This window comes from Pseudomonas fluorescens, from assembly GCF_018614775.1.
GTDB classification, from domain to species: domain Bacteria; phylum Pseudomonadota; class Gammaproteobacteria; order Pseudomonadales; family Pseudomonadaceae; genus Aquipseudomonas; species Aquipseudomonas fluorescens_BY.
This window is the reverse complement of the sequence record NZ_JAGGOF010000058.1, coordinates 13,403-37,928: the sequence shown is the minus strand read 5'-3', so window position 1 is coordinate 37,928 and position 24,526 is coordinate 13,403. Positions and strand designations below refer to the sequence as shown.

At 62.2% G+C, this 24,526-nt stretch carries 22 protein-coding genes; 11 read left to right on the top strand and 11 right to left on the bottom strand.

Annotated features, from left to right (window positions below):
- Position 1: 1 nt before the first annotated feature.
- From ccrA to J7E36_RS16290, 4 genes are all read right to left on the bottom strand, one after another.
- Positions 2-1,222, bottom strand: coding sequence for a crotonyl-CoA carboxylase/reductase (gene ccrA, locus J7E36_RS16305; protein WP_215004689.1), 1,221 nt, complete (start codon positions 1,220-1,222; stop codon positions 2-4).
- A 580-nt stretch (positions 1,223-1,802) separates the two neighbouring features.
- Positions 1,803-2,414: a 3'-5' exonuclease gene (locus tag J7E36_RS16300; RefSeq protein WP_215004686.1), complete on the bottom strand. Its 612-nt coding sequence runs from the start codon at positions 2,412-2,414 to the stop codon at positions 1,803-1,805.
- Positions 2,415-2,436: 22 nt separating this feature from the next.
- Positions 2,437-2,916: an NYN domain-containing protein gene (locus tag J7E36_RS16295; protein ID WP_008012653.1), complete on the bottom strand. Its 480-nt coding sequence runs from the start codon at positions 2,914-2,916 to the stop codon at positions 2,437-2,439.
- A gap of 126 nt (positions 2,917-3,042) precedes the next feature.
- Positions 3,043-3,801, bottom strand: coding sequence for a DUF2076 domain-containing protein (locus tag J7E36_RS16290; protein ID WP_215004683.1), 759 nt, complete (start codon positions 3,799-3,801; stop codon positions 3,043-3,045).
- A gap of 175 nt (positions 3,802-3,976) precedes the next feature.
- On the opposite strand from J7E36_RS16290, the gene J7E36_RS16285 reads away from it, so the two are divergent.
- Complete coding sequence (locus J7E36_RS16285; protein ID WP_215004681.1) at positions 3,977-4,639, top strand: YciC family protein; 663 nt, start codon at positions 3,977-3,979, stop codon at positions 4,637-4,639.
- Between the two features lie 86 nt (positions 4,640-4,725).
- Entirely contained in the window at positions 4,726-5,805 is a 1,080-nt protein-coding gene (locus tag J7E36_RS16280; protein ID WP_215004678.1) for an endonuclease/exonuclease/phosphatase family protein, read from the top strand.
- A gap of 149 nt (positions 5,806-5,954) precedes the next feature.
- Here J7E36_RS16280 and hrpB read toward each other — a convergent pair whose 3' ends face one another.
- Positions 5,955-8,471 (bottom strand): ATP-dependent helicase HrpB, encoded by a 2,517-nt coding sequence (gene hrpB, locus J7E36_RS16275; RefSeq protein WP_215004675.1) that lies wholly within the window; start codon positions 8,469-8,471, stop codon positions 5,955-5,957.
- Between the two features lie 95 nt (positions 8,472-8,566).
- On the opposite strand from hrpB, the gene J7E36_RS16270 reads away from it, so the two are divergent.
- Together J7E36_RS16270 and J7E36_RS16265 are read left to right on the top strand one after the other, a co-directional pair.
- Positions 8,567-8,986, top strand: a complete 420-nt coding sequence (locus J7E36_RS16270; RefSeq protein WP_215004673.1) for a polyribonucleotide nucleotidyltransferase — start codon at positions 8,567-8,569, stop codon at positions 8,984-8,986.
- Between the two features lie 28 nt (positions 8,987-9,014).
- Positions 9,015-9,917, top strand: a complete 903-nt coding sequence (locus J7E36_RS16265) for a cation diffusion facilitator family transporter (RefSeq protein ID WP_215004670.1) — start codon at positions 9,015-9,017, stop codon at positions 9,915-9,917.
- A gap of 53 nt (positions 9,918-9,970) precedes the next feature.
- Here J7E36_RS16265 and J7E36_RS16260 read toward each other — a convergent pair whose 3' ends face one another.
- A complete protein-coding gene (locus tag J7E36_RS16260; protein ID WP_215004667.1) occupies positions 9,971-10,975 on the bottom strand; it encodes a DUF6515 family protein in 1,005 nt (334 codons plus the stop codon).
- 413 nt (positions 10,976-11,388) lie between these two features.
- On the opposite strand from J7E36_RS16260, the gene J7E36_RS16255 reads away from it, so the two are divergent.
- Entirely contained in the window at positions 11,389-11,868 is a 480-nt protein-coding gene (locus J7E36_RS16255) for an Lrp/AsnC family transcriptional regulator (RefSeq protein ID WP_215004664.1), read from the top strand.
- 151 nt (positions 11,869-12,019) lie between these two features.
- Positions 12,020-12,229 (top strand): DUF2788 domain-containing protein, encoded by a 210-nt coding sequence (locus J7E36_RS16250; protein ID WP_215004661.1) that lies wholly within the window; start codon positions 12,020-12,022, stop codon positions 12,227-12,229.
- Here J7E36_RS16250 and J7E36_RS16245 read toward each other — a convergent pair.
- The 4 genes from J7E36_RS16245 to J7E36_RS16230 form a co-directional block, all read right to left on the bottom strand.
- Positions 12,224-12,859 (bottom strand): pseudouridine synthase, encoded by a 636-nt coding sequence (locus J7E36_RS16245; protein ID WP_231286379.1) that lies wholly within the window; start codon positions 12,857-12,859, stop codon positions 12,224-12,226. The two genes, J7E36_RS16250 and J7E36_RS16245, sit on opposite strands and share 6 nt — an antisense overlap.
- A 71-nt stretch (positions 12,860-12,930) precedes the next feature.
- Positions 12,931-14,430 (bottom strand): AMP nucleosidase, encoded by a 1,500-nt coding sequence (amn, locus tag J7E36_RS16240; protein ID WP_215004721.1) that lies wholly within the window; start codon positions 14,428-14,430, stop codon positions 12,931-12,933.
- Between the two features lie 202 nt (positions 14,431-14,632).
- Entirely contained in the window at positions 14,633-16,282 is a 1,650-nt protein-coding gene (locus J7E36_RS16235) for an acyl-CoA dehydrogenase family protein (protein ID WP_215004656.1), read from the bottom strand.
- A gap of 74 nt (positions 16,283-16,356) precedes the next feature.
- Complete coding sequence (locus tag J7E36_RS16230) at positions 16,357-18,741, bottom strand: hybrid sensor histidine kinase/response regulator (RefSeq protein ID WP_215004653.1); 2,385 nt, start codon at positions 18,739-18,741, stop codon at positions 16,357-16,359.
- A 278-nt stretch (positions 18,742-19,019) separates the two neighbouring features.
- Between J7E36_RS16230 and J7E36_RS16225 the strand changes: the two genes are divergently transcribed.
- The 4 genes from J7E36_RS16225 (at position 19,020) to J7E36_RS16210 (ending at position 22,546) form a co-directional block, all read left to right on the top strand.
- Positions 19,020-19,817 carry a hydroxymethylpyrimidine/phosphomethylpyrimidine kinase gene (locus tag J7E36_RS16225; RefSeq protein ID WP_215004650.1) on the top strand — a complete coding sequence of 266 codons (798 nt, stop codon included), beginning with the start codon at positions 19,020-19,022 and terminating at the stop codon, positions 19,815-19,817.
- Between the two features lie 17 nt (positions 19,818-19,834).
- Positions 19,835-20,461, top strand: coding sequence for a thiamine phosphate synthase (gene thiE, locus J7E36_RS16220; protein ID WP_215004647.1), 627 nt, complete (start codon positions 19,835-19,837; stop codon positions 20,459-20,461).
- Between the two features lie 29 nt (positions 20,462-20,490).
- Entirely contained in the window at positions 20,491-21,774 is a 1,284-nt protein-coding gene (gene hemL, locus J7E36_RS16215) for a glutamate-1-semialdehyde 2,1-aminomutase (RefSeq protein WP_215004644.1), read from the top strand.
- Between the two features lie 217 nt (positions 21,775-21,991).
- Positions 21,992-22,546, top strand: coding sequence for a tetratricopeptide repeat protein (locus tag J7E36_RS16210; protein ID WP_072411482.1), 555 nt, complete (start codon positions 21,992-21,994; stop codon positions 22,544-22,546).
- 137 nt (positions 22,547-22,683) lie between these two features.
- Here J7E36_RS16210 and J7E36_RS16205 read toward each other — a convergent pair whose 3' ends face one another.
- Positions 22,684-23,013, bottom strand: a complete 330-nt coding sequence (locus tag J7E36_RS16205) for a DUF1820 family protein (RefSeq protein ID WP_003185742.1) — start codon at positions 23,011-23,013, stop codon at positions 22,684-22,686.
- Positions 23,014-23,146: 133 nt separating this feature from the next.
- Here J7E36_RS16205 and miaB point away from each other — a divergent pair, with 133 nt between their 5' ends.
- On the top strand, positions 23,147-24,475 hold the full coding sequence (gene miaB, locus J7E36_RS16200) for a tRNA (N6-isopentenyl adenosine(37)-C2)-methylthiotransferase MiaB (RefSeq protein WP_215004641.1): 1,329 nt from the start codon (positions 23,147-23,149) through the stop codon (positions 24,473-24,475).
- The last annotated feature ends 51 nt before the right edge of the window (positions 24,476-24,526 follow it).

The following is a 24,526-nucleotide window of genomic DNA, read 5'->3' as shown; positions in this document are numbered from 1 at the left end:
ATTAAGACTCCGAGCGACTACCGATGCGAATAACAAAATTTCCCACTGGCTCTCGATTTTCAAACATGATTTGGTGAGCTTCTGGAAGATCTTCAAAATCAAACGAGCGGGTCAGGCAAGGCTTAACCAAGCCTCGCTCAATTAAGCTATTAAACTCACGACACTGAGTTCGATTGGCAAAATGCGAACCTTGCAATCGTTTTTGTCGCATCCAGTGATAACGGATATCAAACGTTCCCTTGTAACCACTGGTACCAGCACAGATAACTACCATCCCACCCGGAGCACACACATATGATGAGGTTGGAAAAGTATCTTCGCCTGGATGCTCTATTACAATCTGAGGGCATTTACGTTCGCCGACCAAACGCCAAATTTCCTTCTGAAATCGGCGAGCTTCTGCAAGCCAACGAATATAATTTTCTGGATCCTCTATATTATCCAGCCCACCCCAGTGTCTGTAATCGTGTCGATTGATAGTACCTTTGGCTCCAATTCCCCGACAATAGGTGGCCTTTTCGTCGCTACTGACTACAGCAATAGGTATGGCTCCGGCAGCGTTAACAAGCTGAATAGCCATTGATCCCATTCCACCGCTGCCGCCCCAGATCAGCACCACATCACCGCGTTTCACCGTATGAGGGGCGAAACCGTGCAACATCCGATAGGCCGTCGCTCCGCATAGCATATAAGAGGCCGCTTCTTCCCAGCTCAATTGCATAGGCTTGGGCAGAATGGCTTGACTCTTGACCCTGGCGTACTCAGCGAATGCGCCAAAGTTGATCTCGTAGCCCCAGATCTTCGCCGACTTATCCATGATTTCATCGGCTACTGCATCGCAATCCCACCAGCCACAATGCACGACAACCTCATCACCAATGGCCACATCAACAACATCTCGCCCTATCGCTACGACAATCCCCGACGCATCGGACCCAGCAATATGGAAATCATGGTCTTCGTCGCGTTTTTTGTGTGCACTAATTACGTCGATAGGGTGTCCGAGGGCAGCCCAAATGCCATTATGATTTACGCCCGCAGCCATCACCCGGATTAAACATTCATCAACATCGAGTTCTGGTACAGCCACCCGTTCCATAACAAAGGCGTCTTTTGGTGCTCCATACCTGTCAGCTCTTATTGTTTGCGCCAACATAGTTAGAGGTACGACACCCAAAGTAGATACGGGTGGAGAATTAGATGCATCCGGGTACTCGCTCATTGTCAGTTCCTCTTTCGGAAATCAGAAATAATGAAGAGCTCCTTCTATATTCATAAATACAGAAGGTACAATTGCGAGCCACATAACCCGTTGCTCAATGTTCCGCTCGCGATGATCGTTGGCCTAGCCATTTGTAAGCTGTCCATTGAAGCTATCATCTACATCACGGTTGTCGAGGGTAAGGGCTAAGCAAATCAAAAAAGAGAGTAAGGCTACAAGCCAGAGAAAAAAGACTTACAGAAAATTCTCACAACCAAATGGTTCAGCTCTTATGAGCGAAAAGACTCTATTCAATTTGGCGAGATGGTTGGTAGGCGATACCTGTGCTTCGCAAAGTGCCGCACAGCCGACGAGTCTTCGACACCATGGTCGAACAGTCGTTATTCAGAAAAACACGAGAGAATGACGGCTCAAAAATAGCTACCGGAGCAATACAAACCAGAGCAGCAACCCTAAGATCCTCGCCAGCGGCAGCGACGGGCACTATTCAGGAGTCGCAACGCAGTTGAGATGTCTTGTGTCTAATTGGATCAGCCTACAAGGTATTGACTGACCCACCATGATTGCGAATTCTTACGGTTCATACAGCTCGATGCCGCTTCAAATGCTCACTGATCTTCGCCGCCGGCACTTTCTGCAAACTGCACAGCAGGTCATGAGACAACTCCCGCAGTCCATGCTTTTGCCGCAGTTCCGAGGCCAGGTGCGCGGTGAGGTTGGCGGCCATTTCGGCGTCGGCCATGGCCCGGTGCGCCTGGCCGGTGTGGGGCAGGCCGGCGAACGTGTTGAGGGTGCCGAGCTTGTGGTTCGGCGCCGCCGGCATCAGGCGCCGGGCCAGCAATAACGAGCAGGCGAAGTTCTGCAGGCGTGTGCGCTTGATGCGGCCCAGCTCGAAATCCCAGAACTTCTGGTCGAACGCGGCGTTATGGGCCAGCAGCGGCGTGATGCCGACGAACTCATTGACCTCGTTCATCACCCTGTCCGCCGGCGGGGCGCTGCGCAGCATGGCATTGCTGATGCCGGTCAGTTGCTCGATGAAGGACGGCACTCGCACGCCAGCGTTCATCAAGCTCTGGTAACGGTCGACAATCTGGCCACGTTCGAGGATGACCACGGCGATTTCGGTGGCCCGGCAACTGCTGCTCGGGGTGATGCCGGTGGTTTCAAAGTCGATGACTGCGATGCGTTCCAAACCTGTCTGAACTCCGTAAAAATCAATTCTTGAGCAGCAACGCGCCTTCGATGGGCACGTAGCGGCTGGCGGCGCGGATCAGCGAGTTGGCGGTCAGCCCAGGCACGCCGTAGGCCACGGCCTGCACGCCGTGCTTGCTGATGATGCGTTCGAGCAGCATGTCGAAGTCACCGTCACCGGAGGCCAGCACCACTTCGTCGACATGGTCGGCGGCGTCCATGATGTCCAGCGTGATGCCCACGTCCCAGTCGCCCTTGGCCGAGCCGTCGCTGCGCTGGATATAGGGCTTGAGCTTCACGATGAAACCCAGGTTGCGCAGGATCTGCTGGAACTGCTGCTGTTTGCTGTCGCCACGATCGATCGCGTAGGCATAGGCCTCGACGATCTGCCCCTGCTTGCTGACATCGGCCCATAGCGCGGCGTAGTTGAAATGGCAACCATAGGCCTGGCGCACGGTGTAGTAGAGGTTCTGGACATCGGCGAACACTGCAATTTTCTTCACCGCGTTTCCTCATGGATGCACAAGCGCAGGCCATCAGGCCCGAAAAGTCGCTCAGTATGCCAGCCAAGAGGAATGTTCCGCGAATAATCGGTCCGAGGCGCCAGGGCGCCCCGGACGAATGGCAGGTCAGACGAAGGAGTCGTCGTCGCTGAAGAGGGAGGAGTCGTCGCTGTAGTCCGCGTCGCTGAAGCCAGCCGAATCGTTGCCGTAGGCACCGTTATCGGCCACCCGCTGGTCATCGCTCCAACCATTGTCAGCGCCGTTGCCGGCGTCGTTTACCGGTTGAGCCGGTTCCTCCTTGAGAATCTCGACGATCTCCTGAGGCTGCTGGCCGCTGTGAAACAAGCTGCTGATGCCTTGGGCGAGCATCACGCCCCCGGCCACGCCGGCCGCGGTTTTCAGGGCGCCGCCCAGGAAGCTGTTCGCAGCAGGGGCCTGCTGGGGCGGCGCGGCATAATTGCCTTGCGGCGCGCCGAAGCCTTGCTGGGGCGCAGCGTTGAAAGACGACCGTGCCGGTTCGCGCCAACCGCCACCGCTGGATGGCGGAGGACTGGCGGGACGTGAATCACGGTTGCCGCCACCGAAAATGCTTGAAAGAAAGCCGCCGCCGCTGGCAGGTGCCGATGTCTGGCTCCGCGCCTGTTGCAGTTCGGCCTGCAATTGCTCGACTTGCTGGCCAAGTTGCTTGTTCTGTTCATCGAGACGCTTGATCGCAGCCTCTTGCACCAGAATCGCCTGGGCCATGAAATAGCCCGCGGCGGGCTGGCTCGCCAGGTGTTCCTTGATCCGCGCCTCGGCCTGGGCGTCGCGCGGGGCTGAATCCTTTTCGGCCTGTTGCAGCCGTGAAAACAGTCCATCGATCAGGGTTTGTTCTTCGCTGTTCATGGCGACCTCATCAGATTGCCGGGTAGAAAACCATTCCGATCACCAAGACCGGTGCTCGTCAGTAATGGGGCCCGCCAGACGGGTTTCAATGGTCTTTACCAGATGTTTACGTTTCTTGTGCGGGCGCTTGATCGGTTAGAGTGTCGGACCGCTTTTTGACCTGCGATACCGACCCATGAATCCGTTTGACGTGCTGCGCGACTCTTTGTATTTCTTCAAGCGCCATCTGGGCCGGATCGCCCAGCTGTGTCTGCCACTGGTGATACTTGAGGCGGTGCTGCAGCAAGGCGTGGACAGCGCCGTCGGCCCGGAAGGCTTTCCTGGCTACAGCGTGATCGTCGGGCTGCTGGTGTATCCGCTCTACACCGCCGCGTTGATCCTGTTTCTCGACGCCCGCAGCCGCGGCGAATCGCCACGCCCGCGAGACCTGCTCGCCACGGCCCTGACCCTGTGGCCGCGTTTTGCCTTGCTCACCGCGCTCAATACGCTGCTGATCCTGGTGGGCATTTCCCTGTACTTCCTGCCAGGCCTGTGGCTGATGGTGACCTTGGCCTTCAGCGAATACCTGCTGGTGCTCAGGGGTCTGACGCCACTGGCCGCCATGAAGGAAAGCCTGAACATGAGCCGTGGCAATTTCTGGCGGATCCTGCTGTGCATTCTCTGCGTGATGGCGCCACTTTGGCTGCTCAAGGGTGCCAGTCTCTCGGCGTATCCACCGTCGCAGAACCCGGTGCTCAGCCTGCTGATCGACAGCGTCCACAGCTTCCTGCAATTGTTCACCAGCGTGGTGCTGTTCCGAATATTCATGCTGATCGAAGCAAAGCCCGGCACCCGCTGACCACACGGCGCTGGCCCCGGGCTTGGGCTTGGGAACCGCTCTCGGTTATGCTCGGGATCACTTTGCGTTCGCCCATAAGCTGAGCCATGACCCGTCTATTGCGCTACACCCTGCTGGGCCTGCTGTTGACCCTGAGCCTGGCCGCCCTGGCGATCTACGGCTTGACCTGGCGTCCACAACCCCGGGAAACGCTGCCGGTCAGTTGTGCCGCCAACACCGCCCCGCTGGTGCCCGGCCAGGCCTTGAAGGTGATGACCTGGAACGTGCAGTTCCTGGCCGGCAAGCGCTACGTGTTCTGGCACGACCTGGCCCAGGGCGACGATGAAAGCCCGACCCTGGAAGACATGGCCTTCAGCCTTGACGAAGTGGCGCGGGTCATCCGCGACGAGCAACCGGACGTCGTGTTGCTCCAGGAACTGGACAACGGCGCCAAGGCCAGCGACTACCAGGATCAACTCAAGCTGTTGCAGGAGCGTCTGGCCGATCTCTATCCGTGCAGCGCCAGCGCCTTCGACTGGAAAGCCGATTTCATCCCCAACCCGCACGTGTTCGGCAGCGTCGGCCGACAATTGGCGACGCTGAGCCGCTATCGCATCGATCACGCCGAACGGGTGCAACTGCCGGTGGCCGAGGCCAACCTCATCAGCCGCCAGTTCCAGCCGAAGAATGCCGTGCTGGCGAGCTATCTGGCGCTGAGCAATGGCGGCCAGTTGGCGGTGCTCAACACCCACCTGGAGCGCGCCACCGAGCCGGACGAAACCCTACCCGAACAGGTTGCCGCCGTCGCCAAGGCCTTGGACAAACTCGAATCTTCCGGCACGCCGTGGCTGATCGGCGGCGACTTCAACCTGCTGCCCCTGGGCCAATACCGGCGCCTGCCGGTCGAACAACGCAGGCCCTATTCCGTCGACAGCCCGCTGCACCTGCTGTGGGACAAGTACCCGATGATCCCCACCAACAACGAGGCCAGCGGCATCGACCGCGCGCACTGGCTGACCCACTACCCGAACGACCCCGGCCTCAACGGCCCCGACCGCACCGTCGACTACCTGTTCTACAGCCCACGGATCAAGCGGGTCGAGGCCCAGGTGCGGCAAGACGATACGCTGCGCATCTCCGATCATTTGCCGGTGATTGCGCGGTTCTTGTTGCCGGCTACGCCGTGACCTGAATGTCGCCGCCGCCAGGAAATGTGGGAGCGGGCTTGCTCGCGAAAGCGGTTTTCCGGTCATCTGATTGTTGAATATGCTGACGCCTTCGCGAGCAAGCCCGCTCCCACAGCTTCGCTATTTCATGTCCAGAAACTGCCCCCGGCTCACCTCCTCGGCTTCACCCGCGCCGTCGCCTCCGCCACCAACGGATCATCCGGCCAGTAATGCTTGGGATAACGCCCTTTGAGGTCCTTCTTCACCTCGGCATAGGTGCTGCGCCAGAAGTTCGCCAGGTCCTGGGTCACCTGCACCGGTCGGCGGGCCGGTGACAACAGGTGCAGCTTGACCGCCTGGCGCCCGCCGGCGATGCGCGGGGTGTCGGCCAGGCCGAAGAGTTCCTGCAAGCGCACCGCGAGAATCGGTGGATGCTCGCTGTAGTCCAGACGAATGGAAGAACCCGAGGGCACGCTCAGGTGATGGGGCGCCAGTTCATCCAGGCGTTTCGGCAAGGGCCAGGGCAGCAGGTTGTGAACGAAGCTCGACACGTCCAGGTTGGCGAAATGGCTGAGACGCGAGACGCGGCCCAGATACGGCATCAACCAATGCTCAAGACTGTCCAGCAAGGCGCTATCGCTGACGTCCGGCCATTCGCTTTCGCCCTTGGCGTCCAGATCGAGCCGGCGCAACAGCGCCACTCGCGCCTGCCACTGTCGCAGCTCCGGAGTCCAGGGCAACAGCTCCAGACCCTTGCGCCGTACCAGATTCACCAACGCCTGGCTGCGCGCTGACTCATCCAGGCCGGTCAGCGGCTCGCGGCTGAGCACCAGTTCGCCAACCTTGCGCTGACGCTCGGCGCGCAGCACGCCTTCGCGCTCGTCCCAATCCAGTTGATCCACCGTGCGCACTTGCTCGGCCAGTACCGAATCGAACAGCGCCGGGTCGAAATCCGTCGCCAGGTAAATGCGCTCCTCGCGCTGGCCCTGGCGGCTGCCCAGGTCGGCGATCACCAGCCACGTTTGTTTCATCAGGCTGTCGGCCTCGGCAAACAGCGCCGCCCGGCGGTTGGCCAGCCGATACTCCGCCCCGCCGGGACGCCGCTGTTGCGCGACACGATCCGGATAGGCCAACGCCAGCAAGGCGCCGAGCCAGCGCGGATGATCCGGGTCGGCAACGGCCTCTTCAGCTTTGCCCCGCAGGTAGCCGCGGTATTGCCGGGCCAACTGACGCGCCCGCTGCACTGCGCCCTGGGCGCCCCGCGCGGCCCGTTCCTCACCCGATAGCAGGGCAAGGCGACTGTGCAGATCCGCGCCAGCGCCCCGGAGAATGTCGCGCTCGCCCAACAACGCGGCGACGTTGCAGGCCATGTCTGCCAACCCCAGCGCCTGCCCCCGCAGCAACAAATGGGCGATGCGCGGGTGCGCCGGCAGTTCGGCCATGGCCTGACCGTGGCGCGTCAGTTGTTCGCCGTCCAGTGCCCCCAGACGTTGCAGCAGCTCCTGAGCCTGGGCGTAAGCGGCGGCCGGCGGGATGTCGAGCCAGACCAGTTGCTGCGGCGTCACGCCCCAGCGCCCCAGTTGCAGAGCCAACCCGGCCAGGTCAGCCGAAAGGATTTCCGCGCTGCCATAAGCGGCCAGTTGCTCGTGCTGGTCTTCGGACCACAACCGATAACACACCCCCGGTTCCAGACGCCCGGCCCGGCCGGCCCGCTGGGTAGCGCTGGCGCGGGAGATGCGCTGGGTGTCGAGACGGGTCATGCCGCTGCCCGGGTCAAAACGCGGGACCCGGGCCAGGCCAGCATCAATCACCACCCGCACGCCATTGATGGTCAGGCTGGTTTCGGCGATGTTGGTGGCCAGCACCACTTTGCGCTGACCGGGTGGCGCCGGGTCGATAGCAGCGCGCTGGGCCGCCAGGTCCAGTTCGCCGTGCAACGGACACAGCAAGACGTTGCCGCCCTCGCCCAAGGCATCGGCCAGTTGCTGATGGACCCGGCGGATCTCCGCCTGCCCAGGCAAGAACACCAGCACGCTGCCGGTTTCATCGTGCAGTGCTTCCAGCACGGTCTGCACCAGGCGCGGCTCGATGAACTCACCGGGCTGGAACGGGCGGCCCCAGCGCACCGTCACCGGAAACATGCGCCCTTCGCTGCGCAGGATCGGCGCATCGTCCAGCAGCCCGGCCAAGCGCTCGCCTTCGAGGGTCGCGGACATCAGCAGGATCTTCAGCGGCAGGTCTTCGCGAAACAACTCCCGGCCATTGAGGCTCAAGGCCAAGGCCAGGTCGGCGTCGAGGCTGCGTTCGTGGAACTCATCGAAAATCAGCAAACCCACGCCGTCCAGTGCCGGATCGTCCTGCAAGCGGCGGGTGAGGATGCCTTCGGTGACCACTTCAATGCGGGTCCTGGGGCCGACCTTGCTGTCCAGGCGAATCCGATAGCCGACTGTTTCGCCGACCTTTTCCCCCAGCTCGCTGGCCAGTCGCTCGGCCGCTGCCCGTGCCGCCAGACGCCGGGGTTCGAGCATCAGGATGGTCTGCCCGGCCAGCCAGGGCTCGTTCAGCAGTGCCAAGGGCACGCGGGTGGTTTTACCGGCACCGGGCGGTGCTTCGAGCACGGCTTCGTGGCGCGATGCCAAGGCTTGACGCAGGGCGGGTAAAACTTCATCAATCGGCAAAGAAATCATGCTGGCTCCAAAACAGAGGGCCGAGTATAACGGCGAACTGTTTGGCGTGGTCTGGACTCCAACCAGCAATGCCTTTACCTGCTCAGGAGATTGTGATGCGTATTCCCTTTCGCGTGATCGGCGGCGTATTGGTCGCCACCCTGCTGACCCAGATCAGCGCCTGCGGCTCGATCTTCTACCCGGACCGCCGCGGCCAGATCGACGGCAAGATCGACCCGGCGATTGCCGCGCTCGACGCCGTCGGCCTGCTGTTCTACATCATTCCTGGCCTGGTCGCCTTCGCGGTGGACTTCGCCACCGGGGCCATTTACTTCGAACCGGGCAAGACCGCCCAGATCGCACCGGAAAAGCTCAAGCCGGCCATCAACGCCGACGGCAGCGTCGATAATCACAAGCTGCAAGCCATTCTCGAAAGCGAACTGGGCCGCAGCTTCCCGCTGGACGATCCACGGTTGATCCAGCACAAGGGCAGCGCGCAGCAACTGGCTGCGCTCGGGCTCAAGCCCGCCGCGTAATGGACGCTACTGAAGGAATGACCGCGTAATGACCTCGGCGACCGAACACGCGCGCCTGCTGCGCCTGGCCACCCGCGCCTCGGTGGCCGTGGCGTTGATCCTGATTGTCGCCAAGGCGCTGGCCTGGTGGCTGAGCGGTTCGGTGAGCATGCTCGCCGGGCTGACCGATTCGGCACTGGACGGCGTCACCTCGCTGCTCAATCTGCTGGCGGTGCATTACGCCCTGCGCCCCGCCGACGATGACCATCGCTACGGCCACGGCAAGGCCGAATCCCTGGCCGGCATGGCCCAGGCGCTGTTCATCGGTGGCAGCGCCGTGTTGATAGCCCTGCAGGCGTTCGAGCGTTTGAAACAGCCTGTGCCGGTGGATGCCCCCTGGGTCAGTGTCGGGGTGATCGTGTTTTCCCTGGCCCTGACCGTGGCATTGCTGGCGCTGCAACATCGGGTGGTCCGCGCCACCGGCTCCAACGCCGTGCGCGCCGACTCACTGCACTATCGCTCCGACCTGTTGCTTAACGGCAGCATCCTGGTCGCCCTGGTACTGGCCGGGTTCGGCTGGTATCAACTGGACGCCTGGTTCGGCCTGGGCATCGCCGTGTACATTCTGTGGAGCGCCATCCAGATCGGCCGGGAAAGCTTCGCGGTGCTGATGGATGAAGAACTGCCGCCCAACGTCAGCCAGCACATGCTTGAACTGGCGTGCGCCGTGCCCGGTGTGCTGGGTGCCCATGACCTGCGCACGCGGATCTCCGGCAACCACTGGTTCGTGCAACTGCACCTGGAGCTGCCGGGCGAGCTGACCCTGTCAGTGGCCCACGGCATCAGCGACCAGGCCGCCGACGCCATTCATCGTGCTTATCCGAAAACTGAAGTGCTGGTGCATGCCGACCCGTCGGAAGTGGTCAAGCACGCAAGGATTGATGAGCCTTGATACCTGTGGTGGCATCAAGCAGCCAAGCCCTTCTCCACTGAACAAACCAGACCTCAGTAACTCACCTGATACCCACGACTGCTCAAGCAACTCCCCTGGGCCTGACGATAGGTTTGCACCACTTCCGGCGCCGGTGGGTAGGTGTAGCTGCGGGGATCAAAACCGCTCTGCTGCACCGCCCAGCGATAACAGTCGTAGCCATCCTGGTTGACTTGCTCGGGCGACTGGCCGTTGGCCGGGTACGCCACCACATCAAAACTGTTGCCCTGGGGCTGGGGTTGCGGGTTGGCCGCCGGCGCGTCGACCACGACGTAATCCTGGGTATTGGCTTCATAGACGTAATAGGCCCCGGCGGCGAGGAAGAACAGCGAGCTGCCAATCCACACTTCCCTGGCGTAATCGGGCAGGTAACGGGTACGGATGCCCCGTGGCGGCTCGACCACGACATAGCGCGGCCCTTGAGGGCGATACCAGTAGCCGCCCGAGTAGAAATAATCCTGGCCGCGGTAAGGCACACGGTAGTTGCGATCCGGGAAACGGTCGATCACATAGCCGGGACGATACTGCGGCCCGGCGCCCCAGCCATTGCCATGGCCATCCGGGCGACCAGCCCAGTGCGGGTCGGGGCGATGGTCATGGCTCGGACGGGGGCCACCATTGGGATAGCCATCATTGCGGCGGGGAATATCGCGGTAATAGCCCGGTTGCGGCTCCCGGGTCTGGGTCACACTGTCGGGACGCCCCTGGATCGGCAGGTTATTGCCCGGCTGCTGCGGCGGGCGACCGTTACCATTGGGGTCGTGAGGGGGCCGATTGTAGTCTTGCCCGCCCTGACGCTGGGCATCCGGCTCGAACTGCCGACTGTTGTCGCCCCGAATGATCTCGTTGCTCTGGGAGCGCGGCTGACCTGAATAACCCTGGCCGTTGCCGCCTCGTCCATCATGGTCGCGCCCGCCGTCCGGACCACCACGGTTTTGCTGATCATCGGCCATTCCCTGCGCACTGACACTTGCCCACAACAGACCAACACCTGCCAAACGCCAGATGCGCGACTTCATGTTATTCCTCACAACGGTTCAGGGCCTGACGTTAAGACTGGGAAACCCCCAGGCCGGTTCTGCGACAGGTTATCAGCCGTGGGGTTTATTTCGCAGGTATAAAAAAAGGAGGCCCGTCGGCCTCCCCTCGAGAATCTAGTCCGTGCTCGACGCTTTTGACGTCGGCTCACCTCACACTGTCTTCTGGACCGTGTGCAGCTCGGGGGTCTGCCAGCACCGGTGGGTGCCGCGACCGCAGCCGGCCTGTTTGGGCGGGCTGCACTGGACTGTTTGTCCGAGCAGTGATCTGGTGATAAGAATAGGCGTGGGGCGCCGGCAGAAGATTGCGAAGATTGTTCAAATAAACATGGCTTGCGCAATTTTTAACCCTGGATAGATAATCCTCCGCAATTATCCAGATAAAGGCCCGACCGATGAGCAAGCTCGACCGCTACGACCTGAGTATCCTGGCGGAATTGCAGCGCGACGCGCGCATTTCCAATCAGGAGCTGGCCGAACGCATCGGCCTGTCACCCTCGCCTTGCTCGCGGCGGGTCAAGCAATTGGAGGACGACGGCTACATCACCCGCCAGGTCGCGCTGCTCGACCGCAAGCTGCTGGGCTTGAGCCTGACGGCCTACGTGCTGATCGGCATGGACCGCCACACCCCCGAGCGCTTCGAAAACTTCGAAGCGGCGATCCGCAACCTGCCGCAGGTGCTGGAGTGCAGCCTGGTGACCGGCATGGACGCCGACTACCAGCTCAAGGTGGTGGTGCCGGACATGGACCACTACCAGAAACTGCTGCTGGGGCACCTGACCCGCATCGACGGCGTGACCAGCGTGCGCTCGAGCTTCGTGCTGAACCAGGTGCTCAACAGCACTGAGCTGCCGTTGACCCATCTGCGCGGTTGAAACCGCCATCGCGAGCAGGCNNCCTGCTCGCGATGGCGCCAGCCCAGGCGATGAATAGCTGCGACACACCGCCGCAGGCCAATCCCTCGCGCTTGCACCATGCCGTATACTCGCCCCGCCTTTCCAACCCCGCCCACGCCGGAGTGTTTCGATGGATCCTGCCGTTTTCGAAGAGTGGATGATGACCGGCCTGGTCAGCATCCTGATCATTTTCATGGGCTTCATCGTCTGGGATCTGGCGAAGAAATCCAAGGCCGGGCGCTTCGGCTCGTTCATCCTGTTTTTCGTGCTGGGGCTCGGCGTGGCGGCGTTCGTCATCAAGAGCGCGGTGATCGGCCTGATCGAATCCGGGGCTTTATAAGCGCGCCGGCACTTCTTTCCACTGGCCCTGATCGAGCCCTTCAAGGGTCCAGTCGCCGATCCTGACCCGCACCAACCGCAGCGTCGGCAAGCCCACCGCCGCCGTCATGCGTCGCACCTGGCGATTGCGCCCTTCGCGAATCACCAGTTCCAACCAGCTCGTGGGCACACTGAGACGAAAACGCACCGGCGGATTGCGCGGCCATAATGGCGGCTCGTCCAACGCGCGCGCTTCGGCGGGCAGAGTCATGCCGTCGTTCAATTCCACCCCATCGCGCAAACGCTGCAGCTGTTCAGCACTCGGAACGCCCTCCACCTGCACCCAATAGGTCTTGGCCAGCTTATGCCTGGGGTCGGCAATGCGTGCTTGCAGTTGCCCATCGTTGGTCAGCAACAGCAACCCTTCGCTGTCACGATCCAGTCGCCCGGCCGGGTAGATGCCGGGTACGTCGATAAAATCCTTGAGCGTCGCCCGTCCTTCACCGTCGCTGAATTGCGTCAGCACGTCGAAAGGCTTGTTGAACAGGATCAACTTCGGCTCGGCCGGCGGAGCCTTGGCGACACGACGTGGGGCGGCCGTTGGGGGCTTGGCGCCAGGGCGGCGGGAAGTGGGGCGTGGCGGACGGGGCATGGCGGAATACGACATCTAGCGGTCAGGGCCACCCATGCTAGTGGCCCGACCGTTAAATGACCACCGTCGAATCAGCGGAACGGCGGCTCGTCGAAGCTGCGCAGTTTGCGCGAGTGCAACGAATTGAGTTCGGTGCGCAACAGGTCCAGCGCGGCGATGCCGATCTTCAGGTGCTGGTTGACCGCCCGCTCATAGAACGCGTTGGCCGAACCCGGCAGCTTGATCTCACTGTGCAACGGCTTGTCCGAGACACACAGCAACGTGCCATACGGCACCCGCAAGCGATAACCCTGGGCGGCGATGGTGCCGCTTTCCATGTCCACCGCCACCGCGCGGGACAGGTTGATCAACGGACGCTCCTGGGCCCAGCGCAGCTCCCAGTTACGATCGTCGTAGGTCAGTACGGTGCCGGTGCGCAGGCGCTTTTTCAGCTCGTCGCCCTTTTCGCCAGTGATGTTCGCCGCCGCTTGCTGGAGGGCCAGCTGGACTTCGGCCAGGGCCGGAATCGGAATGTTCGGCGGCACCACCCGGTCGAGGATGCCATCGCGGCGCATGTAGGCGTGGGCCAGCACGTAGTCGCCGATGGTCTGGGACTGCCGCAACCCGCCGCAGTGGCCGATCATCAGCCAGCAATGCGGGCGCAGTACCGCCAGGTGGTCGGTGATGTTCTTGGCGTTGGACGGGCCGACGCCGATGTTCACCAGCGTGACGCCGTGTCCATCGCTGGCCTGCAAGTGGTAGGCGGGCATCTGGTAACGGTGCCAGACCACGCCGGCGGCGATGGCCGACGCTTCGCTGTGGTCCATGTTCTTGTCGATAATGACGTTGCCCGGCAGGACCATGCGCACGAAGCGCGGATCGCTGCGCAGTTGCTCAAGGCCATGGACGATGAACTGGTCGACATAGCGGTGATAGTTGGTCAGCAGGATCCACGGCTGCACATGGCGCCAGTCGCTGCCGGTGTAATGCACCAACCTGCGCAGGGAGAAGTCCACCCGGGCGGCGTCGAACAGCGCCAGGGGCAGCGGATCGGTGTTTTCCCAGTCGTAGAGGCCGTCAGCAATGCCATCAGTGGCGGCCGACAGGTCGGTGCTGGGGAAGACCCGCGCCAGCACCGCAGCGGTCACGCCGGAACCGGCCAGTTCGTCGCCCTGTTCTACCACGTAGGGGTAGGGAATGTTCTGCTCGCTGACGCCCACTTCCACCGTGACGGTAAAGTCGTGCATCAGGGGGACCAGCTGCTCCAGCAGGTACTTACGGAACGCGGCCGGGTGGGTGACGGTGACGCTGTAGGTGCCCGGCAGCTGCACCTTGGCGTAGGCGCGGGTGGTTTGCGGGACCTCTCCGTGGCAGTGATAGGTCAGGCGCAGGGCGGGATAGCGAAACAGCGCACGTTGCTCGGCATCCGGCTCGATGCGGTCCTTGAGATAGCGCATCAGCGCCTGGTTCAGCGCAGTGGTTGCACGCTCGTGCAGGGCCGCCAGGCGATCCACGGCTTGCTCGGCGGTTTGAACGACAATAAACGCTTCGGTCACGATCAGCTTCCTGTGTTCTGACTTGCAGGCCTTCATCTTGCCTGCATCGCCGCCGAACGGGAACAGTGGCGTAATGACCAAGCCGCCACCCCACCCTGATTGCAAGGGCCCACAAGTTTCCTGTCCACCACTGGCCCCTGTGGGAGCGAGCTCGCGATAGCGGTGGGTCAGCTTGCAGTGATATTGAACGTGCCGACGCCATCGCGAGCAGGCTCGCTCCCACAAGAGCCGGAATGGCTTAGAACCCTTGCGGGATCGAGCGTGCCACGATGGCCTCTACATTCACGCCACGGGGCAAGGTGCCGTAGGCGCGGCCCGCGGAGCCGAGGCGGCTGGCGATGAAGGCGTCGCTGACGTCGCTGTTGCCCGCTTCGAGCAACAGCTTGGCTTGCAGGCCGACGGCGATGTCTTCGGTCAATTGCCGGGCGCGGTACTGGATGTCGTCAGTGTCCTTGAACGCCGCGTGCAATTGATTGATATGGCCGGCCAGGCGCTTGTCACCGTGGCCGTCGCCCAGTTCGTTGAACAACACCTCCAGCACACCGGGCTCCTTGGACAGGGCCCTTAGCACGTCGAGGCATTGCACGTTGCCGGAGCCTTCCCAGGTTGAATTGACCGGCGCTTCCCGATACAGGCGCGGCAGGATGCTGTCCTCGACATAGCCGGCACCGCCCATGCATTCAGCCGCTTCGTTGATCATCGCGGGCGCGCGTTTGCAAATCCAGTACTTGCCCACCGCCGTCACCAGCCGGGCGAACCTGGCCTCGTGCTCGTCGTTCAAGTGATCCAGCGCCCGGCCCATGCGCAGGCTCAAGGCCAACGCGGCCTCGCTTTCCAGCGCCAGGTCGGCCAATACGTTCTGCATCAGCGGCTGCTCGCTCAACAACTTGCCCCCCACCTTGCGATGGGCGCAGTGATGACTGGCCTGGGTCAATGCCTGGCGCATCAGCGCGCTGGAGCCGACCATGCAATCGAAGCGGGTCATGGCGACCATTTCGATAATCGTCGGCACGCCGCGCCCTTCTTCACCGACCATCCAGGCCAGCGCGCCGCGGAACTCGACCTCGCTGGAAGCATTGGAACAGTTGCCCAGCTTGTTCTTCAGCCGCTGGATGTAGAACTGATTGCGAGTGTCGTCCGGGCGGTGGCGCGGCAGCAGGAAACAGGTCAGGCCCTTATCGGTCTGGGCCAGGGTGAGGAAGGCGTCGCACATCGGCGCCGAACAGAACCATTTGTGGCCCACCAGTTCATACGCCTGGCCCGGCCCGCTGGCGCCCACCGGATAGGCCTTGGTGGTGTTGGCCCGGACATCGGTGCCGCCCTGCTTTTCGGTCATCGCCATGCCCAGGGTGACGCCGGCCTTGTGGGCCAGGCCGACATTGCGCGGGTCATACTCGGTGGCGAGTACCTTCGGCAGCCAACGCTCGGCCAGATCGGGCTGCAAGCGCAGCGCCGGGACACTGGCAAAGGTCATGGTCAACGGGCAACCGGTGCCGGCCTCGGCCTGGCTGTGCAGATAGGTCATCGCGGCACGGGCCACGTGGGCGCCGGGTTGTGGATGAGCCCAAGGCAAACTGGGCAGGCCATGCTCGACGGCCGTACGCATCAACTGGTGATACGCGGGATGGAATTCCACCAGGTCAAGGCGATGACCGTAACGGTCATGGCTGGCAAACACCGGCTTGTTCTGGTTCGCCAGGAACCCCGCCTCCATCAACGGCCCGCCGGCCAGCGCACCGTAGGCATCGATGCGCGCCTGCGCCCAGCCAGCACCGAAACGTTGCGCCCACTGCTGCAACGGCAGATCGATGCGATACAGGTTGGCGCCGTCCAGGGAAGGCGGCTGATTGGTGACGTCGTGGGTTTCGGCGAACTGGTGCAGGTTCATGACGGGACTCCCTTGGTCGGCCAGCAGGGTTCAGTTAAGCACCGCCTCCCAGCCGAACAAAGTGTCATACCCGCCTAAATATCGGCGCTTTCGCCTTGCTTCGGACACAACACCCGCCGCTGCAGAAGCGCCTGCAACGCCTCGAATTTCACCGGTTTGCTCAGGTAATCGATCAGCGCGTCCGACGGGCAGCGCTCATGCCCCACGTTCGGACTGACCACCAGCACCGGCAGGTCCTCGCAACCGGCCAGTGTGCGGATCTGGCAGCAGACCGACACACCGTCCACTGGCGGTGATTGGCAGTCGAGCAACACCGCGTCGAAGCTTTCGCCCTGCAACAGATCCAGCGCCGCACGGCCACTGTCGGCGGTGCGCACCCGATAGCCGAGCTTGAGCAGCATGCCGCGCATCACCAACTGATCAATGCTGTTGTCATCCGCCAGCAGCACCGTGCACTCCTGGGGCAGGCGTGCGTCCTGACGCTCACCGAGCGAGCGCGCTGTCGGGACCGACACTGGCAAGGCAACGTCAAACTCGACGTCCAACTGGAAACGACTGCCGCGTCCGAGTTCGGAGGTGTGGGTCAGGCGCCCCCCCAGCAGTTCCACCAGCTGTCGGCAGATGGCCAGACCCACGCCGAGGCCGCCGTACTCGCGGGTCATCGAACCGTCGAGTTGGAAAAAGCGCTGGTACAAGGTCGCCTCGCCCAGGTCGGTAAAGCCGATACCGGTGTCGATCACGGCAAAAGACAGCACCCACCGATCAAGCTGCGTCGGTCGACCGCTGACCCGCAGCGCCAGGCCGCCGACCCGGGTGAACTTGATGGCATTGTCCAGCAGGCATTCGAGAGACTGGGCCAGCTTGCAACTGTCGCCGAGCAGCCGGTCCGCCAGGCCGGGGGCCACGTCGACCTTGAAGTCCAGGCCCTTGGCCGCTGCATTGGCACTGAACTGCACCTCCAACGCGTCGATCACCCCGCGCAGGCTGAACGGTGCCGGACGAGCCTTGAGCTTACCGGCCTGCAACTCGGTGAGGGTCAGGATGCCGTTGACCATGCGCATCATGTCCCGCGCCGAACTGGCGGCGGTCTGCTGGTACTGGGTCAGCTCCTCGTCCATCTCCACGGTTTCCATCAACTCCAGCGAGCCGATCACGCCGTTCATCGGCGTGCGCAGTTCGTGGGTCAGGGTCGCGAGGAATTCATCCTTGAGCTTGTTGCCATGGGCCAGTTGCTGGTTGAGCACCTCCAGCTTCTGCCCGGCGTCGAGCAGGGTCTGGGCCTGCTGCTCGCGCATGGCGTTGATGCGATCGGCCAGGGCCAGGGACAGCAGCGCCACTTCAATGGCCGAGCCGATCTGGCTGGCGTACATGGTCAGGAACACGTTCGGCAGGTAGCCGAGCACCATCAGGGTATTGACGATGCCCCCCAGCAGGAACGCCGACCAGGCAATGATGAAATACCGCGCGACCCGCAGGCCACGCCACCAGGCGAACAGCCCCGCGGCAAAGATCACCACCGTAAACACCAACGCCAGCAGCGTCGCCAGGCGCAGTGCCAAGGCATAGCTGGTCATCAGCGACAAGCCCACCACCACCGCGCTATAGGCAATCAGCGCAAGCAACAGGCGGTCAAGCCATCGGCTGTGTTGGGCGGTTTGCAGGAAACTGCGGGCGAACTGGCTGCCAAACAGGCCCGCGCAACCGATGAAAAATGGCGTCGCGGCGTTGGCCCACCAAGGGTTGTCCGGCCAGAAATACTCCACGGCCGCACCGTTGACCGACAACTGGTAGAGCCCGAACGAAGCGATATAGACAATGTAATAAAGGTAGCTGGTGTCCCGCACGCTGAGGTAGATGAACAGGTTGTAGACCAGCATCCCCAGCAGCACGCCATAAATGATCCCCAACACGTACAAGCGCACCGGTTGTTGCTCGAGATAAGCGGTGCTCGACCATAACGTCAGCGGTGCCTGGACCGATCCCTGGCTTTGCAGGCGCAGGTAGACAGTGCGTTGTTGTTCGGGTTTGAAGTCGATGCTGAACAGGTAGTTGTTCTGGCGGATTTCGCGGCTGGCGAAGGGCAATGCATCCCCGGTCTGGCGAACCAGGCGATAGGCCCCGGCGGCATCAGGCAGATACAAGTCGAGGTGGTCCAGCGGCGGGTACGCCAATTCCAGCAGCCAGGTGCGCTGGGCGTCCGGATTAGCCGGACGGTACTGCAGATCGACCTTCAACCAGAACGCCGAGCGCGAGTAGCCGGCGTTCAGCGTGGCTTTATCGTGAGACTTGAAGCCACCGGCCGCTGCCTGGGCCAGCACATCGTCGAGGGTCGCCGTGCCGTTCGCGTCTTCAAACACTTGCAGGACCTGGCCCAAGGGCAGGCTTTGGGTGAACTCATCGAATTCGAGGGCGCTTGCCAAGGGCGACAAGCACAGCAGCAACATCAACAAATAGCGCATTTAAGCCCCAGCATGGCCTGTCCGGTTGAGTCAGGAAGCCCCCCATTCCCTGAGTAGACATAGAACCGGCATCACCTGTTATGGTTGGATCCATCTCTAGCATAGCCGTTGATGGCCAATTTGCACCATTGAAATCTTCCTCACCAAAGGCTCTAGAACAGGCGTTCCAGAGGAAAGCATTGAAATAGAGCTGTTGCTTTGGCCAGATGGCAAGACAACCCCGGAGCATCGTCACAGGCACGCGCCGGCCGAAGGGTTTGGTGGTAAGCTCGCGCACCATGAATATCTACAGTTCTCGCCCCGTTGTCCTCTGTCTCTCCGGCCACGACCCCAGTGGTGGCGCCGGCTTGCAGGCAGATATCGAAGCCCTGCTCGCCCAGGGTTGTCATGCCGCCCCGGCCGTTACCGCGTTGACCGTGCAAGACACGGTCAATGTCCGCGATTTCCGCGTACTCGATCGGGAGTGGGTCCTGGCGCAAGCCAATGCCGTGCTCAACGATTCGCAAGTCGCGGCGGTCAAGCTGGGGATGCTCGGTTCCCTGGAAATGGTCGACACGGTGGTCGAACTGCTCCAGGCGCACCCGCATCTGCCGATGGTCTGCGACCCGGTGCTGCACGCCGGCGGTGGCGGCCGCCTGGGCAAGGATGAAGTCGGCTACGCCATGCGCGAGCGCCTGCTGCCCCTGGCGATCATTGCCACGCCGAACCTGCCGGAAGCGCGCATCCTCGCCGAGTTGCCCGAGGGCAGTGCCGATGAGTGCGCGGAAAAACTCCTGCCTTTCGTCAAGCACCTGTTGATCACCGGTGGCCACGGCGATGAACATGAAGTCCATAATCGCCTGTACAGCCGCGACGGTCGCCGCGAAACCTATACCTGCCAGCGCTTGCCCGGCAGCTATCACGGTTCTGGCTGCACCCTCGCAAGCGCCCTGGCCGGTCGCCTGGCCCAGGGCGAACAGCTCGCCAGCGCCGTCAAGACCGCACTGGATTACACCTGGCGCACCCTGCGCGATGCCGAACAACTGGGCCAAGGCCAGTTTGTACCGCGTCGCTTGCCGCTGGATTTCTGCTCATAGCACCGGAGGCCTGTCGAATGAAATTACGTGGCCTTTACGCCATCACCGACAGCCAACTGCTGGCCGGCAAATTCCTTGCGTATGTTGAAGCGGCGCTGGAAGGTGGCGTCACCCTGCTGCAATACCGCGATAAAAGCAGCGACGAGGCCCGGCGCCTGCGCGAAGCCGAAGCGCTGCGCAACCTGTGCGAGCGCTACAACACTCAGCTGATCATCAACGACGACGCTGAACTCGCCGCGCGCCTGGGCGTCGGCGTGCACCTGGGGCAGACTGATGGCCCATTGGCGCCCGTGCGGGCGTTGCTCGGACGCAAGGCGATCATCGGTTCCACCTGCCATGCCAGCCTGGAGCTGGCCGAACAGGCCGCCGCCGAAGGCGCCAGTTATGTTGCGTTCGGGCGCTTCTTCAACTCCAACACCAAGCCCGGCGCCCCCAGCGCCCACCTTGAACTGCTCGAACAAGCCCATGCCAGATTGCACGTGCCGGTTTGCGCCATCGGCGGCATTACCCTGGACAACGCCGCCCCGCTGGTGGCCCACGGTGTCGACCTGCTGGCCGTGGTTCATGGCCTGTTCGGCGCCGACAGCAGCGCCGAAGTGACGCGCCGCGCCCGCGCCTTCAACGCGCTGCTGCAGATCAAATAAACCTTTTTCCGATTTCGAGAGCCCCCATCATGTCCCGTTCCGAAACCCTGTTTGCCAACGCCCAGAAACACATCCCCGGCGGCGTGAACTCACCCGTGCGGGCGTTCAAGAGCGTCGGCGGCACCCCCCTGTTCTTCAAGCACGCCGAAGGCGCGTACGTGACAGACGAAGACGACAAGCGCTATGTCGATTACGTGGGCTCATGGGGGCCGATGATCCTCGGCCACAGCCACCCGGACGTGCTCGATGCCGTGCGTCAGCAACTGGTACACGGCCTGTCCTACGGCGCCCCGACCGCGATGGAAACCGAGATGGCCGACCTGGTCTGCTCGATCGTGCCATCGATGGAGATGGTGCGCATGGTCAGTTCCGGCACCGAAGCGACCATGAGCGCGATCCGCCTGGCGCGGGGTTTCACCGGTCGCGACAGCATTATCAAGTTTGAAGGCTGCTACCACGGCCACTCCGACAGCTTGCTGGTCAAGGCCGGTTCCGGCGCACTGACCCAGGGCGTGCCGAGCTCGGCCGGCGTGCCGGCAGCGTTTGCCAAACACACCCTGACCCTGCCGTTCAACGACCTCGAAGAAGTCGAGAAGATGCTCGCCGACGTCGGCCAGGAAGTGGCGTGCATCATCGTCGAGCCCGTGGCCGGCAACATGAACTGCGTACCGCCGGCACCGGGCTTTCTCGAAGGCCTGCGCAGCCTGTGCGACCAGCATGGCGTGGTGCTGATTTTCGACGAAGTGATGACCGGTTTCCGTGTCGCCCTCGGTGGCGCGCAGGCCCATTACGGCGTGACACCCGACCTGAGCACCTTCGGCAAGATCATCGGCGGCGGCATGCCGGTCGGCTGCTTCGGCGGCAAGCGCGCCATCATGGAATGCATCGCGCCGCTGGGCCCGGTCTACCAGGCCGGGACGCTGTCGGGTAACCCGCTGGCCATGGCCGCCGGCCTGACCACCCTGCGCCTGATCAGCCGCCCAGGCTTCCATGCCGAGCTGACCGACTACACCACGCGCCTGCTCGACGGCTTGCAGATTCGCGCCGACGCAGCCGGCATTCCGTTCGTGACCACCCAGGCCGGCGGCATGTTCGGCCTGTATTTCAGCGGTGCCGACGACATCGTCACCTTCGAAGATGTCATGGCCAGCGACGCCGACCGCTTCAAGCGCTTCTTCCACTTGATGCTCGAAGGCGGTGTGTACCTGGCGCCGAGCGCGTTCGAAGCCGGCTTTACCTCCATCGCCCACGGCGAGGCCGAGCTGAAAATCACCCTGGACGCCGCCGAGCGTGCGTTCGCTGCCCTGAAATAAGGCTGTGGATAACTGACGTTGGCTGACGCCGGCGTCAGTTATCACTGACACCCCTCTGGCCTTTTCCTACGGATTTCGCCGCAAAGCAGCCGCTGGCGTTCCCTTGCAGCAGAAAAACGAGTAAAGACTTTGTAAGGATGGCCTCGCTTATTTCATAATGCGCGCTTATTGGATCCCCCGAAGGGTCCGCGCGCCCCTCAGAGGTAAGTCGATTCCCATGAACCGCACCGGCCGCACCCTTGCCTTGGGCTGCCTGTTGCTCCTTCAGCCCCTGCTGGCGAATGCCCAGGCAGGCGGCAACTCGTTGTTGATCCCGGCGCTGGGCCGTTGCACGCTCAATACCCAGCCACAAGATCTCGCACCGGCACTCGACGCCTGTCAAAAAGCGGCAGATGCAGGTGACGCACAAGCGCAATACGAGTTGGGCGAGTTCTACTACGAAGGCAAGGCTGCGCCGCGCGACCTCAAGCAAGCCCTCAACTATTTCGAAAAAGCCTCTCTGCAAGGCCATGCCCAGGCACAGTTCAAGCTGGGTGGCATGTTCTTTCATGGCGAAGGCGTGCCTGCCAATAACGTCCAGGCCTACATTGTCTTGAAGATGGCGGCGGTCAATGGCGCCGAAGATGCCTTGGACACCGCCGACGAAGTCGCCGAACAAATGCCCCGTGATGAGCTGGAAGTCGCCACCCAGGTGCTGGGGCAGATCTTCCGCAAATACCTGATGGAACTGCAGAACGCCGACGGGCGCACGCCTTTTTCGCCACTGCCCTGATTATTGCTGTGGCCTTGACGGCCTCATCGCGAGCAGGCTCGCTCCCACAATGGCACTCTGGTGAGCACAAGATTTGTGAACACTATCCAGTGTGGGAGCGAGCCTGCTCGCGATTGGCAGCGACTCGGTCTTGAACCTTACTTCTCAGGCATCGGCATCGGAAACGGCATCACATTGCCGACCGCGCCGCGGGCTTCGCTGATTTTCGGGGTGCCCAGGCGTTCGACTTCGTCGATGCGCACGATCGAATGCATCGGCACGAAACTGCGTACCACGCCTTCGAACTGTGCCTTGAGCTTTTCTTCGCTCGGGTCGACGACCACCTGCGTGCGCTCGCCAAAGACGAATTCCTCCACTTCCAGAAAGCCCCACAGATCACTCTGATAGATCTGCTTGGCGTACATTTCGAACACCTGGCCCTGGTTGAGGAAAATCACCTTGTAGATTGGAGCTTCACGTTTGGTCATGGCGGGCGAAACACATCGGCGGGTAAAAATGAGGGTGCGGACTATAGCATAGCCGCTGCTCGCGCAGCGGTAGGAACCCGGGGACTTGTTCCCTATAATGCGCGGTTCTTTGAATCACGTGATGATCCCGTCCATGGCCAAGAAGCTTTACATCGAAACCCACGGTTGCCAGATGAACGAGTACGACAGCTCGCGCATGGTCGATCTGCTGGGCGACCACCAGGCCCTGGAAGTCACTGCCCGCGCCGAAGACGCGGACGTGATCCTGCTCAACACCTGCTCGATCCGCGAGCGTGCCCAGGACCGGGTGTATTCCCAGCTCGGCCGCTGGCGCGAATTGAAGCTCGCCAACCCGGACATGGTCATCGCCGTCGGCGGTTGCGTGGCCAGCCAGGAAGGCGCCGCCATCCGTGACCGTGCGCCGTACGTGGACGTGGTCTTCGGCCCGCAGACCCTGCACCGCCTGCCCGAGATGATCGACGCCGCGCGCATCACCAAGCTGCCGCAGGTGGACGTTTCGTTCCCGGAAATCGAAAAGTTCGACCACCTGCCCGAACCGCGCATCGACGGCCCAAGCGCTTATGTCTCGGTGATGGAAGGTTGCAGCAAGTACTGCACCTTCTGCGTGGTGCCCTACACCCGGGGCGAGGAAGTCAGCCGGCCTTTCGACGACGTGATCGCCGAGATCATCCATCTGGCGGAAAACGGTGTGCGCGAAGTCACCCTGCTGGGGCAGAACGTCAATGGCTACCGCGGCCTGACCCACGACGGGCGCCTGGCAGACCTCGCCGAACTGATTCGCGTGGTGGCAGCCGTTGATGGCATCGACCGCATCCGCTACACCACCTCGCACCCGCTGGAGTTCTCCGACAGCCTGATCCAGGCCCACGCCGAAGTCCCGGAACTGGTCAAGCACCTGCACCTGCCGGTGCAATCGGGCTCCGACCGGATCCTCGCGGCCATGAAACGCAACCACACGGCGCTGGAGTACAAATCCAAGCTGCGCAAGCTGCGGGCCGCCGTGCCGGGCATCTGCATCAGTTCGGACTTCATCGTCGGTTTCCCTGGTGAAACCGAGAAAGATTTCCAGCAAACCATGAAGCTGATCGAGGACGTCGGTTTCGATTTCTCCTATTCCTTCGTCTACAGCCAGCGCCCCGGCACCCCGGCGGCCGACCTCGCGGACGACACTCCGGAGGAGCTGAAAAAAGAACGTCTCAACGCCTTGCAGCACCGCCTGAACCAGCAAGGTTTCGAGATCAGCCGACAAATGGTCGGTTCCATCCAGCGGATCCTGGTGACCGACTACTCGAAAAAAGACCCGGGCGAGTTGCAGGGACGCACCGAAAACAACCGCATCGTCAACTTTCGCTGCGATACGCCAGCGCTGATCGGCCAGTTCGCCGACGTGCACATCGACGCCGCGCAACCGCACTCCCTGCGCGGCTCGTTGCTTCAATAACACCTCAATTCCCTGTGGGAGCGAGCAGGCTCGCTCCCACAGGGGTTGTGC

Bases quoted from the DNA above. Each gene is read 5' to 3' on its own strand.
- J7E36_RS16250 (WP_215004661.1), top strand. From the start codon at position 12,020: ATGGATCCTGCCGTTTTCGAAGAGTGGATGATGACCGGCCTGGTCAGC.
- J7E36_RS16230 (WP_215004653.1), bottom strand. From the start codon at position 18,741: ATGCGCTATTTGTTGATGTTGCTGCTGTGCTTGTCGCCCTTGGCAAGC.
- J7E36_RS16210 (WP_072411482.1), top strand. From the start codon at position 21,992: ATGAACCGCACCGGCCGCACCCTTGCCTTGGGCTGCCTGTTGCTCCTT.
- J7E36_RS16285 (WP_215004681.1), top strand. From the start codon at position 3,977: ATGAATCCGTTTGACGTGCTGCGCGACTCTTTGTATTTCTTCAAGCGC.
- J7E36_RS16225 (WP_215004650.1), top strand. From the start codon at position 19,020: ATGAATATCTACAGTTCTCGCCCCGTTGTCCTCTGTCTCTCCGGCCAC.
- J7E36_RS16265 (WP_215004670.1), top strand. From the start codon at position 9,015: ATGACCTCGGCGACCGAACACGCGCGCCTGCTGCGCCTGGCCACCCGC.
- miaB (WP_215004641.1), top strand. From the start codon at position 23,147: ATGGCCAAGAAGCTTTACATCGAAACCCACGGTTGCCAGATGAACGAG.
- ccrA (WP_215004689.1), bottom strand. From the start codon at position 1,222: ATGAGCGAGTACCCGGATGCATCTAATTCTCCACCCGTATCTACTTTG.
- J7E36_RS16255 (WP_215004664.1), top strand. From the start codon at position 11,389: ATGAGCAAGCTCGACCGCTACGACCTGAGTATCCTGGCGGAATTGCAG.
- J7E36_RS16290 (WP_215004683.1), bottom strand. From the start codon at position 3,801: ATGAACAGCGAAGAACAAACCCTGATCGATGGACTGTTTTCACGGCTG.
- hrpB (WP_215004675.1), bottom strand. From the start codon at position 8,471: ATGATTTCTTTGCCGATTGATGAAGTTTTACCCGCCCTGCGTCAAGCC.
- J7E36_RS16245 (WP_231286379.1), bottom strand. From the start codon at position 12,859: ATGCCCCGTCCGCCACGCCCCACTTCCCGCCGCCCTGGCGCCAAGCCC.
- J7E36_RS16205 (WP_003185742.1), bottom strand. From the start codon at position 23,013: ATGACCAAACGTGAAGCTCCAATCTACAAGGTGATTTTCCTCAACCAG.
- J7E36_RS16280 (WP_215004678.1), top strand. From the start codon at position 4,726: ATGACCCGTCTATTGCGCTACACCCTGCTGGGCCTGCTGTTGACCCTG.
- J7E36_RS16235 (WP_215004656.1), bottom strand. From the start codon at position 16,282: ATGAACCTGCACCAGTTCGCCGAAACCCACGACGTCACCAATCAGCCG.
- J7E36_RS16260 (WP_215004667.1), bottom strand. From the start codon at position 10,975: ATGAAGTCGCGCATCTGGCGTTTGGCAGGTGTTGGTCTGTTGTGGGCA.
- hemL (WP_215004644.1), top strand. From the start codon at position 20,491: ATGTCCCGTTCCGAAACCCTGTTTGCCAACGCCCAGAAACACATCCCC.
- thiE (WP_215004647.1), top strand. From the start codon at position 19,835: ATGAAATTACGTGGCCTTTACGCCATCACCGACAGCCAACTGCTGGCC.
- J7E36_RS16270 (WP_215004673.1), top strand. From the start codon at position 8,567: ATGCGTATTCCCTTTCGCGTGATCGGCGGCGTATTGGTCGCCACCCTG.
- amn (WP_215004721.1), bottom strand. From the start codon at position 14,430: ATGAAGGCCTGCAAGTCAGAACACAGGAAGCTGATCGTGACCGAAGCG.